The organism is Pseudarthrobacter sp. H2, assembly GCF_050157045.1.
Classification (GTDB): domain Bacteria; phylum Actinomycetota; class Actinomycetes; order Actinomycetales; family Micrococcaceae; genus Arthrobacter.
Window position 1 is genome coordinate 724,634 of the sequence record NZ_CP189594.1, and the last position, 12,239, is coordinate 736,872.

Annotated in this window: 15 protein-coding genes; 6 read left to right on the forward strand and 9 right to left on the reverse strand. The window is 69.4% G+C overall.

The genetic code is table 11. The features are described from left to right. Positions 1-28: 28 nt before the first annotated feature. Entirely contained in the window at positions 29-1,210 is a 1,182-nt protein-coding gene (locus tag ACQCSZ_RS03460; RefSeq protein ID WP_427008479.1) for a hypothetical protein, read from the forward strand. A gap of 166 nt (positions 1,211-1,376) precedes the next feature. Next, entirely contained in the window at positions 1,377-1,544 is a 168-nt protein-coding gene (locus tag ACQCSZ_RS03465; RefSeq protein WP_079550332.1) for a DUF3117 domain-containing protein, read from the forward strand. 143 nt (positions 1,545-1,687) lie between these two features. Here ACQCSZ_RS03465 and ACQCSZ_RS03470 read toward each other — a convergent pair whose 3' ends face one another. Continuing rightward, positions 1,688-2,320, reverse strand: a complete 633-nt coding sequence (locus ACQCSZ_RS03470; RefSeq protein WP_427006708.1) for an O-methyltransferase — start codon at positions 2,318-2,320, stop codon at positions 1,688-1,690. A 378-nt stretch (positions 2,321-2,698) separates the two neighbouring features. Between ACQCSZ_RS03470 and sigE the strand changes: the two genes are divergently transcribed. The 3 genes from sigE (at position 2,699) to ACQCSZ_RS03485 (ending at position 4,941) form a co-directional block, all read left to right on the forward strand. Beyond that, positions 2,699-3,331: an RNA polymerase sigma factor SigE gene (gene sigE, locus ACQCSZ_RS03475; RefSeq protein ID WP_427006709.1), complete on the forward strand. Its 633-nt coding sequence runs from the start codon at positions 2,699-2,701 to the stop codon at positions 3,329-3,331. Between the two features lie 26 nt (positions 3,332-3,357). Then, positions 3,358-4,464 (forward strand): anti-sigma factor family protein, encoded by a 1,107-nt coding sequence (locus ACQCSZ_RS03480; RefSeq protein ID WP_427006710.1) that lies wholly within the window; start codon positions 3,358-3,360, stop codon positions 4,462-4,464. Between the two features lie 81 nt (positions 4,465-4,545). Continuing rightward, positions 4,546-4,941: a twin-arginine translocase TatA/TatE family subunit gene (locus tag ACQCSZ_RS03485; protein WP_427006711.1), complete on the forward strand. Its 396-nt coding sequence runs from the start codon at positions 4,546-4,548 to the stop codon at positions 4,939-4,941. A gap of 58 nt (positions 4,942-4,999) precedes the next feature. Here the strand turns inward: ACQCSZ_RS03485 and ACQCSZ_RS03490 are convergent, their stop codons facing one another. The 3 genes from ACQCSZ_RS03490 to ACQCSZ_RS03500 all read right to left on the reverse strand — a co-directional run bounded on the left by ACQCSZ_RS03490 (position 5,000) and on the right by ACQCSZ_RS03500 (position 8,191). Beyond that, on the reverse strand, positions 5,000-6,127 hold the full coding sequence (locus ACQCSZ_RS03490) for an Mrp/NBP35 family ATP-binding protein (RefSeq protein ID WP_427008480.1): 1,128 nt from the start codon (positions 6,125-6,127) through the stop codon (positions 5,000-5,002). Between the two features lie 74 nt (positions 6,128-6,201). Beyond that, complete coding sequence (locus tag ACQCSZ_RS03495) at positions 6,202-6,927, reverse strand: DUF1003 domain-containing protein (protein WP_427006712.1); 726 nt, start codon at positions 6,925-6,927, stop codon at positions 6,202-6,204. Then, the gene (locus ACQCSZ_RS03500) at positions 6,908-8,191 is read right to left on the reverse strand and encodes a magnesium transporter MgtE N-terminal domain-containing protein (protein WP_427006713.1); all 1,284 of its coding nucleotides are present in this window, start codon (positions 8,189-8,191) and stop codon (positions 6,908-6,910) included. Before ACQCSZ_RS03500 ends, ACQCSZ_RS03495 begins: the two co-directional genes overlap by 20 nt. A 77-nt stretch (positions 8,192-8,268) precedes the next feature. On the opposite strand from ACQCSZ_RS03500, the gene ACQCSZ_RS03505 reads away from it, so the two are divergent. Beyond that, positions 8,269-9,168 (forward strand): general stress protein, encoded by a 900-nt coding sequence (locus ACQCSZ_RS03505; protein WP_427006714.1) that lies wholly within the window; start codon positions 8,269-8,271, stop codon positions 9,166-9,168. 10 nt (positions 9,169-9,178) lie between these two features. On the opposite strand, the gene ACQCSZ_RS03510 is transcribed toward ACQCSZ_RS03505, so the two are convergent. Genes ACQCSZ_RS03510 through ACQCSZ_RS03530 form a run of 5 tightly spaced genes read right to left on the reverse strand, consistent with a single transcriptional unit; the run spans position 9,179 to position 12,228 of the window. Continuing rightward, entirely contained in the window at positions 9,179-9,493 is a 315-nt protein-coding gene (locus ACQCSZ_RS03510; protein WP_427006715.1) for a hypothetical protein, read from the reverse strand. 3 nt (positions 9,494-9,496) lie between these two features. Continuing rightward, positions 9,497-10,195, reverse strand: coding sequence for a cation transporter (locus ACQCSZ_RS03515; RefSeq protein WP_427006716.1), 699 nt, complete (start codon positions 10,193-10,195; stop codon positions 9,497-9,499). Then, entirely contained in the window at positions 10,192-10,518 is a 327-nt protein-coding gene (locus ACQCSZ_RS03520) for an ArsR/SmtB family transcription factor (RefSeq protein ID WP_211881677.1), read from the reverse strand. Before ACQCSZ_RS03520 ends, ACQCSZ_RS03515 begins: the two co-directional genes overlap by 4 nt. A 55-nt stretch (positions 10,519-10,573) precedes the next feature. Then, positions 10,574-10,912 (reverse strand): YnfA family protein, encoded by a 339-nt coding sequence (locus ACQCSZ_RS03525; protein ID WP_427006717.1) that lies wholly within the window; start codon positions 10,910-10,912, stop codon positions 10,574-10,576. A gap of 41 nt (positions 10,913-10,953) precedes the next feature. Next, positions 10,954-12,228, reverse strand: a complete 1,275-nt coding sequence (locus tag ACQCSZ_RS03530) for an APC family permease (RefSeq protein WP_427006718.1) — start codon at positions 12,226-12,228, stop codon at positions 10,954-10,956. Between the last annotated feature and the right edge of the window lie 11 nt (positions 12,229-12,239).

The window sequence follows — 12,239 nt, forward strand, 5'->3', positions numbered from 1 at the left end:
GGGGCGGCTGGCGGCCGCCGGCTCCCGCCTGGCGCGGTGGCCCTGGTGGATCCAGGTGGGCGCAATCTACGTCGCGGCGAGGCTGGTCAGCGCCTGCATCTTCATGGCCGCAGCCCTGCACCAGGGCGTGAACCCGTGGTTTCCCGCCAAGCCGGACTACTGGAATTTCATCAACATCTGGGATGCCCGCTGGTACGGCGAAGCCCTGCGCAACGGTTACCCGGCTGTCCTGCCTACGGACGCGGCCGGCAACGTCCAGGAAAACGCGTGGGCCTTCTACGCCCTGTTTCCCCTGCTGGGAAGGGTTGTCTCGGGCCTGACCGGGATGGGCCCGGCAGGGTCGCTGACGCTCATCGCGATGGTGTGCGGGCTGGGCGCGGCGCTCGTGGCCTACTGCATCTTCCGGCACCTGGCTACGCACCGCACGGCGTTGTGGGGGACGGTGTTTTTCTCCACTTTTCCCGTGTCCCCGGTGCTGCAGGTGCCGTACGCGGAGTCACTGAACCTGCTGCTGCTCGGCGCCGCCCTGCTGCTCGTGCTGCAGCGCCGGTACCTGTGGGCCATGCCCGTGGTGCTGCTGATGGGCCTGTCGCGCCCCACCGGCGTGCCGTTTGCAGCGATGGTGGGGCTGCTGCTGGTCTGCCGCGGGTGGCAGCGCTGGCGTCCGGCCCGACGGCGGCAGGAACCTGCCGATCCGGCCCCGCAGCTCTGGCCCCTGGCCGGGCTGGCGGCGGTCAGCGGAATCTCGGCCTTGCTGTGGCCCGCCATCGCCTGGGCCGTGACCGGGGACATTGCGGCCTACACCAAGACCGAAACCGTCTGGCGGGGACACGACCTGGTGCCCTTCAAGCCGTGGTTTGACACCGGAATCATGCTCTTCGGCCCGGTGCTGGGAGTCCTGGCGCCGTTCGTTTTCGTGGCGGCCTTCGCCATGTTCATGATGTCCCGCCCCGTGGCGGCCCTGGGTACGGAGTTGAGGCTGTGGTGCTGCTGCTACATGGGCTATCTGCTGGTGTTCCTGCATCCCCAGACCAGCACCTTCAGGATGCTGCTTCCGCTGTTCCCGCTGGCCTTGGGCGCGGCCCTGGTCTCCAGGTCCCGGGCCTACCGGGGGACCGTGGCCATCATGTTCGTGCTGCTGCAGATCGTCTGGATAGTCTGGCTCTGGGCCTGGGCCCCGTTGCCCGGCGGCGGCGACTATCCGCCGTGACCCGCCGCACGTTCCCGGCCGGCAGCACGGCTTGGCAGCACGGCTTGCAGGGTGGCGTGGAAAGTCCAACGATTAGCTCCGGGCGCCGGATTACGGGATAATGGAGGGTAGCGGACCAGCCCGGCCGGGCTGGTAAGTCACGGGACTAATGGAGGGGATATTCCTTATGGCGGCAATGAAACCACGCACCGGCGACGGCCCAATGGAAGTAACCAAAGAGGGACGAAGCCTGATCATGCGTGTTCCGCTCGAAGGCGGGGGACGACTTGTGGTCGAACTCAATGCTGCCGAAGCGACCAACCTGAAGGAATGTCTCGTCGGCGTCACCGAATAGCTTCGCGCGGCGGGACTTCTGCGATTGATCCCGCAAAAATTGATTTCGCAAAGGGGCGGGGCCCGCAAGCTGTTGCTTGCGGGCCCCGCCCCTTTGCTGTCCGTCGGGACGTCTGGCCGTCCGTCATTGAGACTCCCTGACGGCTACTTCTTGACGGCGACCAGCAGGCCGTCGCCGGTGGGCAGCATGGCCGAAGCGAGCCGGTCGTCGTCGCGGATGGCCTTGCCCACATGGCGGAGCACGACAGTGGTGGCCTCGCGCGCCGCCGGATTCGCCACGCGGTCCTTGTCCAGGGCGTCGTTGACGATCAGCAGGCCGCCGGATTTGAGCAGCCGGACGGCCTGTTCCACGTAGCCGGGGTAACTGGGCTTGTCGGCATCGATGAACACCAGATCGTAGGCGCCGTCGGTCAGCCGGGGGAGGACGTCCCCGGCCCGGCCGGAAATCGTGCGGGTGCGGTTGGCCGGGCTGCCGGCTTCCTGGAACGCTTCCCGTGCCGCTTTCAGGTGCTCGACGTCGACGTCGATGGTGGTCAGGACCGCCTGCGGGCCCAGGCCCCGCAGGATGCACACGCCGGAGACACCGGCGCCGGTTCCGATCTCCACGGCGGTCTGCGCCTTGGAAGCGGCGGCGAGCACGGTCAGCACTGCCCCCACGCCGGGGCCGATCGGAGTGACGCCCAGCTCGAAGGACCGTTCGCGCGCGTGCAACAGGACCTCATCCTCGGCAGGCAGATCTTCTGCGTAGGACCAGCTCGTGGACTTATCGGCGCTCATGGGTTATCGCTTTCTGGGCGGCAGGGGAGTGTTCCCTACAGCGTACTGTGTCCGGCGGGACGCACACGGGAGGCAGCCTCGCGGCGGCCGCGATGGCGCAGCGGCGGTGTGCCGCGGCGCAGCTGCGCGCAGTCTCCACAGGGACTTCACGGGGACTTCACGGCGTCTTCGCGGAGTCCCGCTGGCCGCTGCGCGGGGCGTTGCCCGGGGCGTTGCGCCGAGGGCGGAAGGCCTGCCCGGATCAGGAAATTCCCAGCTTATTTTGACATGATGGGAATCCGCTCATCCGCGTGGTGATCGGTGTCGAATCATAGGTGCGGGAGCCTGCAGCAGCAGGAACCGCCCAAGCCTAGGTATCATCCATGAGGGGAGCGGACGATGTCGAATCCGACAGCTGTCCCTGCAACTGAAGAGTCCCAGCCCGCGGAAGCCGAGTGGGTCCGGCCGACCTGGGAAGAAGTGGTGACCAACCACTCCGCCAAGGTCTACCGCCTCGCGTACCGGCTGACCGGCAACAAGTTCGACGCCGAGGACCTCACCCAGGAGGTCTTCGTCCGAGTCTTCCGTTCGCTGGAGAATTTCAAGCCCGGAACCCTGGATGGCTGGCTGCACCGGATCACCACCAACCTTTTCCTGGACCAGGCCCGGCGCAAGAGCCGCATCCGTTTCGATGCCCTCGCGGACGATGCCGAATCCAGGCTTCCGGGCCGTGAGCCGGGCCCGGAACAAAGCTTCGAATTCAACAACCTGGACCTGGACGTGCAGGCCGCCCTGGAGGAACTGCCCCCGGACTTCCGGGCCGCCGTCGTCCTCTGTGACCTCGAAGGGCTCTCCTACGACGAGGTCGCCGCCGCGCTGGGCATCAAACTCGGAACGGTGAGGTCGCGTATTCACCGGGGCCGGACAATGCTCCGGGAGAAGCTCGCGCACCGTGCCCCCCGCCCGAAGCAGGCCGCCAAGCAGTCCCTCAAGCCGCGGCTCAAGATGCCGCGCATCGCCGGCCTCCTCTGAACCTGGCGATGGGTCTGCTGAAACGATTGCTGGGGGGCCCCGGGTGCGGGAACTCCGGCCGGCTCGGGAATCCCGGCCGGCTCGGGAATCCCGGCCGGCGCTGGAATCCCAGCCGGCGCGGGGGCGCAAGCCACCGGCATCTGCAGTCCTGCCCGGAGTGCCGCGCGCGGCAGCAGCGGGAACGCCAGTATCTGGAGCGCCTCCGCGGCGCGGCTGTGCCCGAGGCCAGCGATGACCTGACCGCGCGCCTGCTGGCCAGGACGCAGGAGCTCGCCGCGGAACGGCACGACATTGACCCGTCCGCCCTGCCGCCGTTGCCGCAGGGCCTGCGTCGCCCGCGGGTGCGGATTCCGGCGCTTGTTGCCGGCGGGGCAGCCGCGGCCATGGCCCTGATGGCCGGGGCGGCCTACCTGATGGGTGGCGCGGCGGTCCCGCTGGCGGACGGCGCGGACGCTGCCGCTTTCCTGCGGCACGACACCGCCGGTTCCGCGGCGGCCGGGGACCTCGGAAGGGCCGCCGCAGCCGGGGGCGGCGCGGGCTGGACCCTGACCGGCGCGCCGGACTTCACCCCCGCCGGTGCGCTCAGCGCGGAGCAGCTGTCGACCCTGCGCGCACAGGGATGGGCATGTCCCGAACTGCGCGAACTCGGCTTCCACCTGATCTGGGCGCGGGGCGACGTGGCGGCCGGGGGGAACGTCCTGGAGCTGCGGCTCACGGACGGCCGGCACTTTGTCACGGTCCTCGAACAGCATGGATCCCTGCTCCCGGCGGACGGAGCGGCCGGCGCGCAGCAGCCCGGCGCTCCGGTCAACGTCCTGACCGGACACCCCGCCACCGCGGACGGTTTCACCGCCGCCGGGCTGGGTGGATTGACCCGCAGCCCGGGACCCGGCAGCGGCACGCTCTGGATCAACGCGGCGGCCCCGTTCCGGGCCATCTACCAGGTCTACGGTGCCACCTTCACCTACGTTGCGGACCTGCCCGCGGAGCAGGCCCACGACGGCGTGGCCGCCCTCCTGGCGGCCGGCGCCGGCACCCGGCCCGGCGCCAGCATCCCGGCCGGGGGGCCGGGCGGGGTCCCCGAGCGGATGGAGCGGGGACTGGGCAGGATCCTGGAGCTCCTGGCACCATGACGGGCGGACCGGCAGCCTGCCGCCGCTGCCCGGACCGCCCGGAATCGTCGCCAGGCCGATCGAGAGGGTAATCTTCCTAAAGTGCTTGGAATCAACGGACCGGAGTTTCTCCTTCTGCTGATCATCGGACTCCTGGTGATCGGCCCCAGCAGGCTGCCCGAGTACACCCAGAAACTTGCCAACATCGTCAAGGAAGTCCGCCGGATGGCGTCCGGCGCCCGGGAACAGATCAAGGAAGAAGTCGGCATCGATATCGATGACGTCGACTGGAAGAAGTACGATCCCCGGCAATACGACCCGCGCAGGATCATCAAGGAAGCGCTGCTCGACGACGACACCAAACCGGTCAGCTCCGGAGCCCCCGCCGCCGCCACAGCCGCCTTCGCCGCCGCGGCCGTCGCGGATCACCGCCCGGACCGGGCCGCCGAGCGGCTGCCGGAGGGCGAGCCCGCCCCGTTCGATTCAGAGGCCACCTAGACCCGGGGATCTCGACAGGTTCGATCACCGGGCCGGTTCGATCACCGGGCCGGCTCGATCACCGCGGCTGGAGGCCCAGGGACAGGCCCTTCAGCCCGCGCGGGGCCGACGCGAGCTTCCCCGCGATCCCCGTCAACGCCACAGCCGCCGGGGTCTCCGGCCGTCCCAGCACCAGCGGGACCCCGGCATCCCCGCCCTCGCGCAGCAGGATGTCCAGCGGGATCTGCCCCAGCAGCGGCACCTCGGCACCCACCAGGTCCGAGAGCCGCCCGGCGAGCACGGCGCCGCCGCCGCTGCCGAACAGTTCCATCCGGCCGCCGTCGGGCAGCTCCAGGTAGGACATGTTCTCCACCACGCCGGCCACGGTCTGGCCGGTCTGGGTGGCGATGGCACCGGCGCGCTCGGCCACATCGGCCGCGGCAGCCTGCGGGGTGGTCACCACGATGATCTGCGCCTTCGGGAGCAGCTGGGCCACCGAGATGGCGATGTCCCCGGTGCCGGGCGGCAGGTCCAGGAAGAGGGCATCGAGGTCGCCGAAGTAAACGTCGGTGAGGAACTGTTCGAGGGCCCGGTGCAGCATCGGACCCCGCCAGGCGACCGGCTGGTTTCCGGTGACGAACATGCCGATGGAGATGACCTTCACACCGTAGGCCACCGGCGGCAGGATCATGTCATCCACCCGGGTGGGGGACTGCGTGATGCCCATCAGCGCCGGGACCGAGAAGCCGTGCACATCCGCGTCCACGATCCCCACCCGGAGACCCTGTGCGGCGAGGCTGCAGGCCAGGTTCACGGTCACCGACGATTTTCCCACGCCGCCCTTGCCGCTCGCCACGGCGTACACCTTGGTCAGCGAACCGGGCGCGTTGAACGGGATCCCGCGCTGCCCGCCGGCGCCCCGCAGCTGTTCCTTGAGGGCATTGCGCTGGTCCTGCGTCATGACCTTCAGCTCAACCTCGACGGCGGTCACCCCCGGCACGGCGGACAGTGCCGCCTCGCAGTCGGCCGTGATGGTGCCGCGCAACGGGCAGCCCGCAATGGTCAGGAGCACCGTGATCCGCGCGCGGCCGCCGTCGGAGACGTCCACCGACTCGACCATCCCCAGCTCGGTGATGGGGCGGCGCAGCTCGGGGTCGATCACGGTGGCGAGGGCGGCCTGCACTGCACTGCCCAGCGGGGAGTGCAGTGGTGAGCCCAGCGGGGAGTCCTGACGGGAGTCCGGAGGGGTGCTGTCCGGCGGGGTGTACATGCGGTGAATGCTCAGCTTTCGGGGAAGGTGCGGTGTGCGGGAATGCCCGGGCTTTCGGCCGTGGTGTCCGGCGTTACTTTGGGGACCTGCTGGGTCCGGGGGCCGCGTTGCTTGTCGCGCTTCGGCTTGTCCTTGGACTTGTCCTTCGGGGTCTCATGGATTCCGGCCGACGGGTCGTGGCTGCGCAGTTCCTCCTGCGCCTCCAGCATGTCCTCCAGCAGGCTGCGCAGCTCGGCCCGCACGTAGTCGCGGGTGGCGACCTCACGCAGGGCGATCCGCAGGGACGCCAGTTCGCGGGTCAGGTATTCGGTGTCCGAGAGGTTGCGCTCCGCGCGCTGCCGGTCCTGCTGGAGCGAGACGCGGTCCCGGTCGTCCTGGCGGTTCTGGGCGAGCAGCAGCAGCGGGGCGGCGTACGAGGCCTGGAGCGACAGCATCAGGGTCAGCAGGGTGTAGCCGAGATCCCGGGAGTCGAACTGCCACTCCTGCGGCGCAAAAGTGTTCCAGACCAGCCAGAAGACGCAGAAAACGGTCATGTAGACCAGGAACTGCGGCGTGCCCATGAACCTGGCAAAGCCTTCGGTCGTCTGCCCGAAGGCATCCGGGTTGGGGGAGAACTTGGGCAGGATCCGCGCACGGCCGCTCAAGGGGGTATCGAGGCCGCCCTTCCCGGTGGATTGGCTGCCCGGCCGGACGGTGGAGGTTCTTGGTGTGCTGTTGTCAGCCAATGCGGCCTCCAAGCTTCCTTATCGGGGCATCGTCCTCGTGGGCGCGCCAGTCATCGGGCAACAGATGATCCAGCACGTCATCAACAGTCACCGCCCCCACAAGCCGTCCGTCGCTGTTCACGACGGGGAGCGAATTGAGGTTGTAGGTGGCCAGCGTGCGGGCCACCTCGCTGATGTGGGCGTGGTCGGAGACGGGCTCCAGGGTCTTGTCCACCAGGTTGCCCAGCGGCTCGGGCGGGGGGAAACGCAGCAGTTGCTGGATGTGCACGACGCCGAGGAACCGGCCCGTGGGCGTCTCCAGCGGGGGCCGTGCGATGAAGATCGACGACGCCAGCGCGGGGGACAGCTCCTCGCGGCGGACGTGTGCGAGCGCCTCGGCGACGGTTGCTTCCGGGGGCAGGATGACCGGGACCGGGGTCATCAGGCCGCCGGCGGTGTCCTCGTCGTATTCGAGCAGGCGGCGGACGTCTTCGGCGCCTTCGGGCTCCATCAGCTGGAGCAGCTCTTCGGCCTGGGCGCTGGGGAGCTCGGCCAGGAGGTCGGCGGCGTCGTCAGGGTCCATTTCCTCCAGCACGTCCGCGGCGCGGTGCACGTCCAGGGCGGAGAGAATCTCCACCTGATCGCCTTCCCGCATCTCCTGCAGGACGTCGGCCAGCCGTTCATCCTGCAACTCGCTGGCGACTTCGAAGCGGCGTTTGTCGCTCATCTCCTGGAGTGCCTCGGCGAAGTCGGCCGGCTTCAGGTCCTCGTGCGTCGCGACGAACTGCGTGGCCGCCTGCGGCTCGGTTTTGGCACCCTGCTGTGCGTCGGCCCAGCCGATGATCATGGTCTCGTTGCGGCGCAGCCTGCTCAGCGGGGACAGGGAATGGCCGCGGCGGACGAAGAGCTTGCTGACGAACCAGTCCCCGGAGCGGTGCCGGTCCATCGCGATGTCCTCGATGGTGGCGTCGCCGCTGCCGTCCGCGAGGGTCACCCGGCGGTCGAACATCTCGGCCACCACGAGGGTCTCCGCCCCGCGCTGTTCGAAGCGGCGCAGGTTCACCAGGCCCGTGCAGATGACCTGCGTCTGGTCGATCGAGGTGATCCGCGTCATCGGCACGAAGACGCGTTTCTTGCCCGGGACCTCGACGACGATGCCGACCACGTGAGGGGCGCCCCGGGTTCCGCGTGAGAGCACGACGACGTCGCGCAGCCGGCCCAGACGGTCGCCCAGCGGGTCGAAGACATCCAGTCCGAGGAGGCGCGCGACAAACACCCGCGAAATATTTGTGCTCACGTGTACAGGCTACCGAGTCTGCTCTCTTTTAGCTGAATTTGCAGGCGATCACCAGCCGGATAGGCGAGAATGGGCATATGTCAAACATTTTTGGTGCTCCCAGGGCCGGTGCCCCCAGCGGCCCGGACGATGCCCGCAGCGTCCCCAAGGGGGACACCGTCGGTTCCTATACCTCCTACCTGGATGCCCAGAAGGCAGTGGACTATCTGGCGGACCAGCAGTTTCCGGTGCAGCTGGTCTCGATCGTGGGCAATGACCTGAAGATGGTCGAGCGGGTGACCGGCAGGCTCACCTATCCGCGCGTGGCCCTCTCCGGTGCGCTCAGCGGCATGTGGTTCGGCCTGTTCGTCGGCGTCATGCTGTCCTTCTTCTCGACAACGCCGGGGTACTTCTCGATTGTGACGTCCGTGCTGATGGGGGCCGCGTTCTTCATGCTGTTTGGCATCGTCACCTACGCCATGCAGCGCGGCAAGCGTGACTTCACCTCGACGAACCAGGTTGTGGCGACCAGCTACGACGTCGTGGTGTCCTTCGAGGCGGCGAACGAGGCACGCCGCCTGCTGCACCAGCTGCCCATGACCCGGCTTGACGCGTCGGGGTCTGCCGCCGGCGCTGCGGGCACGGCGGGAGCCGCCGGCTACCCGGAGCGCGACTACCAGAACCAGCCGCCCCTGCCCGGCCAGCAGGGCCATGCTCCGGAACGCCCCGCGGGCTGGAACGACCCGTACGGCCAGCGGACGCCGGAGACGGGCGGCCAGCCGGCAGGTCAGTACGGCCCCGGGGCTTCGGCACAGCCGGGCCAGGGAAGCCAGGCTGCCGATGCGGAGCAGTCCCAGGAGCCGGCAGCGCGCGTCTCCGGCGTCACCTACCCGGACCTGCCGGACGGCAGGCCCCAGTACGGCCTCCGGGCAGCTGATGTGCAGAAGGCGCAACAGGCCAATGACGAGACCCAGCACCAGGACGGCGCCCAGCAGTAGGGCACCGGATTCATGCGCCGGAGCCGAGGCTGCGCACCGCGGCGCGCAATGACTCTTCGGAGGGAAGCCCTGCCACGCCGTGCCCGGAACGGTAAAGCCGGCAGCTCAGCGCCGGTGCGGTCTCCGCCGGAAACAGGTCACGTCCGTCCGCGATGAAGGACGGCGAGCCGTGGAACTGCAGGTCCTCCGCGTCGCTTTCGGAGACGATCAGGCGGACGGTCAGGTATTGCGTCTCTTTTTCTTCTGCGGCCAGGGCCTTGCGGAAAAGCTCCAGGGCCGGGCCACTGTTCGGGCAGTCCCGGATGGTGCGCAGTTCGAAATCCAAGGCTCAGCCGTCCCTTCGGCCATTAGGCGCCGGGCAGCAGCCGTCCGCTTCGGCGTCGGGTGCGGCTGCGGGGTGCGGGACGGTGCAGCAGACGTCGCCTTTCCAGACGCTGATGCCTTCACGGACGGCGATGGCGGCGATGACCAGCGCGGCTCCGGCGTCCGCCCACCACCAGCCCAGGGTGCTGTTCAGCACCAGCCCGACGAGCAGGACGGCGGACAGGTAGGTGCACAGCAGGGTCTGTTTGGAATCGGCGACGGCTGTCCGGGAGCCGAGTTCCCGGCCGGCGCGGCGCTGCAGCCAGGACAGCACGGGCATGACGGCCAGGCTCAGCCCGGCGATCACGATGCCCGGGGTGGAATGCCGGGCCTCGCCGCCGCCGGCCAGGGACCGGACGGAACCGGCGGTGACGAACGCGGCGAGGGCGAAGAACGAGATCGCGATGATCCGCAGGGTCAGGTGTTCGCGCCGTTCCGGGTCCCTGGCGGAAAACTGCCAGGACAGGGCGACGGCGGACGCGACCTCGATCACAGAGTCCAGGCCGAAGCCGATCAGGGCCGAGGAGTCGGCGACGCCCCCGGTCCAGAGCGACACGACGGCTTCCACGATGTTGTAGCTGATGGCCGCGGCGGCGAACAGCCGGATGCGGCGGCTCAGCACGGCACGGCGGACGGGGTTGGGTCCCAGCCGGAGGGCGGTCATGCCAGGCACGTCCCGTCGGGTGCGCAGCAGGCCGGGTCCACGGCCAGGACGACGCCGATCAGGTCCCGGATCGCGTGGCCCAGCCGCGCATCGGCGAGCTCGTACCGGCTCCGCCGTCCGTCCGGGACAGCCACGACGAGTCCGCAGCCGCGCAGGCACGTCAGATGGTTGGACATGCTCTGCCGTGACACCCCGAGGGAGTCGGCCAGATCGGACGGGTAGGCCGGCGCCCCGGACAGTGCCAGCAGGATCCGGGCCCTGGTCGGATCAGAGACCGCGTAGCCGAACCGTGCCAGCACCGGGGCGTGCGTGAGGGTTTCCATAAAACCAAAGTACAGCGGCCCCTGTATTCACGCAATTGTGTAGTGAGGCGGGCTGTCAGCCGGCGTTGCGGGGTGCGAACATGATGACCGCCACCCCGAGCAGGCAGACCACGGAACCGGTCACGTCCCAGCGGTCCGGCCGGAAGCCGTCGAAGATCATGCCCCAGGCCAGGGATCCGGCCACGAAGACGCCCCCGTAGGCGGCGAGGATCCGGCCGAAGTGCGCGTCCGGCTGCAGGGTCGCGGCGAAGCCGTAGAGGCCCAGGGCGACTACTCCGAGCCCGGCCCACCACCACTCCTTGCCCTCGCGGACCGACTGCCAGACGAGCCAGGCGCCGCCGATTTCAGCTGCTGCGGCCAGGACGAAGAGTACGATGGATTTGGCAATGGTCATGGCTTCATCTTTCCCGACGTTCGCGGCAGCTGCGCAACCGTTCAGCTGCCCGTGGTGCCGTTATCCCTCCCGAGGCGCAGGCGCACGCCGCGGTAGAGGATCCCGGCGGCGAACATGACCAGTCCCGCGAGCACGGAGCCGACGGGCAGGGTGGCCACCAGGACCGCGCAGGCGGCGGCGCCGGCGAGCTGAAGCGCCTTGGGGTAGCGGCGGTGTTCTCCGGTCTGGGTGTACGCGGCGAGGTTGGCGACAAGGTAGTAGATCAGGACGCCGAACGAAGAAAAGCCGATGGCTCCCCGGAGGTCGGCCACGCTGATGATGAGGCAGATGGCCGCCGCCAGGACCAGTTCGGCCCGGTGGGGGACCTTGAAGCGCGGATGGACCGCGGCCAGCCAGCGCGGCAGGTCCGCTTCCCGCGCCATCGCCAGGCTGGTCCGGCCCAGGCCCGCAATCAGGGCCAGCAGCGCCCCGAGCGCGGCGAGCGCTGCGCCGATTCTGACGATCGGCGCTGCCCAGTTCCAGGAACCGGCGCCCAGGGCGGCGGCCAGCGGGGCCGGGGTGCCGGCGATGCCGTCCGGGCCGAGGACCGCGAGGATGCTCACTGCGATGATGGCGTAGACGCCGACGGCGACACCCAGTGCGATCACGATGGCCCGCGGGATGGTCTTGCGCGGGTTGATGACCTCTTCGCCCAGGGTGGCGATGCGGGCATAGCCGGCGAAGGCAAAGAACAGCAGGCCGGCGGACTGCAGGATCCCATACCAGCCGTGCGACAGAAGTCCGCCGTCGACCAGCCTCAGCGGATCGGCGGCACCCGACCCCCAGCAGGCGGCCACGACGATCGCCAGGGCCGCCAGGACAGCGGCGACGATGATCCGGGCCAGTGCCGCGGTGCGTGTCACGCCCCGGTAGTTTATGGCGGCCAGCAGGATCACCGCCGCGATCGCGACGGGGCGTTCCCAGCCGGCAGGCGCAGCGTAGGCGGCAAAGGTCAGTGCCATGGCCGCGCTGCTGGCCGTCTTGCCGATCACGAAGCCCCACCCGGCCAGGAAGCCCGGCCAGGGACCGAGCCGCTCCCGCCCGTAGACATAGGTGCCGCCGGAGACCGGATATTCGGCGGCGAGCTGGGCCGAGGCCGTGGCGTTGCAGTACGCCACCACGGCCGCAACCAGGAGACCGATCAGCAGCCCGGACCCGGCGGCCTGGGCCGCGGGGGTGAACGCGGCGAAGACCCCGGCGCCGATCATGGACCCGAGGCCGATGACGACCGCATCACCGGTGTTCAGCCTGCGGGCCAGGACTGGATGGTTGCCCAACGGCGGTGAGG

Bases quoted from the DNA above. Each gene is read 5' to 3' on its own strand.
- ACQCSZ_RS03525 (WP_427006717.1), bottom strand. From the start codon at position 10,912: ATGACCATTGCCAAATCCATCGTACTCTTCGTCCTGGCCGCAGCAGCT.
- ACQCSZ_RS03520 (WP_211881677.1), bottom strand. From the start codon at position 10,518: ATGGAAACCCTCACGCACGCCCCGGTGCTGGCACGGTTCGGCTACGCG.
- ACQCSZ_RS03465 (WP_079550332.1), top strand. From the start codon at position 1,377: ATGGCGGCAATGAAACCACGCACCGGCGACGGCCCAATGGAAGTAACC.
- ACQCSZ_RS03470 (WP_427006708.1), bottom strand. From the start codon at position 2,320: ATGAGCGCCGATAAGTCCACGAGCTGGTCCTACGCAGAAGATCTGCCT.
- ACQCSZ_RS03505 (WP_427006714.1), top strand. From the start codon at position 8,269: ATGTCAAACATTTTTGGTGCTCCCAGGGCCGGTGCCCCCAGCGGCCCG.
- sigE (WP_427006709.1), top strand. From the start codon at position 2,699: ATGTCGAATCCGACAGCTGTCCCTGCAACTGAAGAGTCCCAGCCCGCG.
- ACQCSZ_RS03515 (WP_427006716.1), bottom strand. From the start codon at position 10,195: ATGACCGCCCTCCGGCTGGGACCCAACCCCGTCCGCCGTGCCGTGCTG.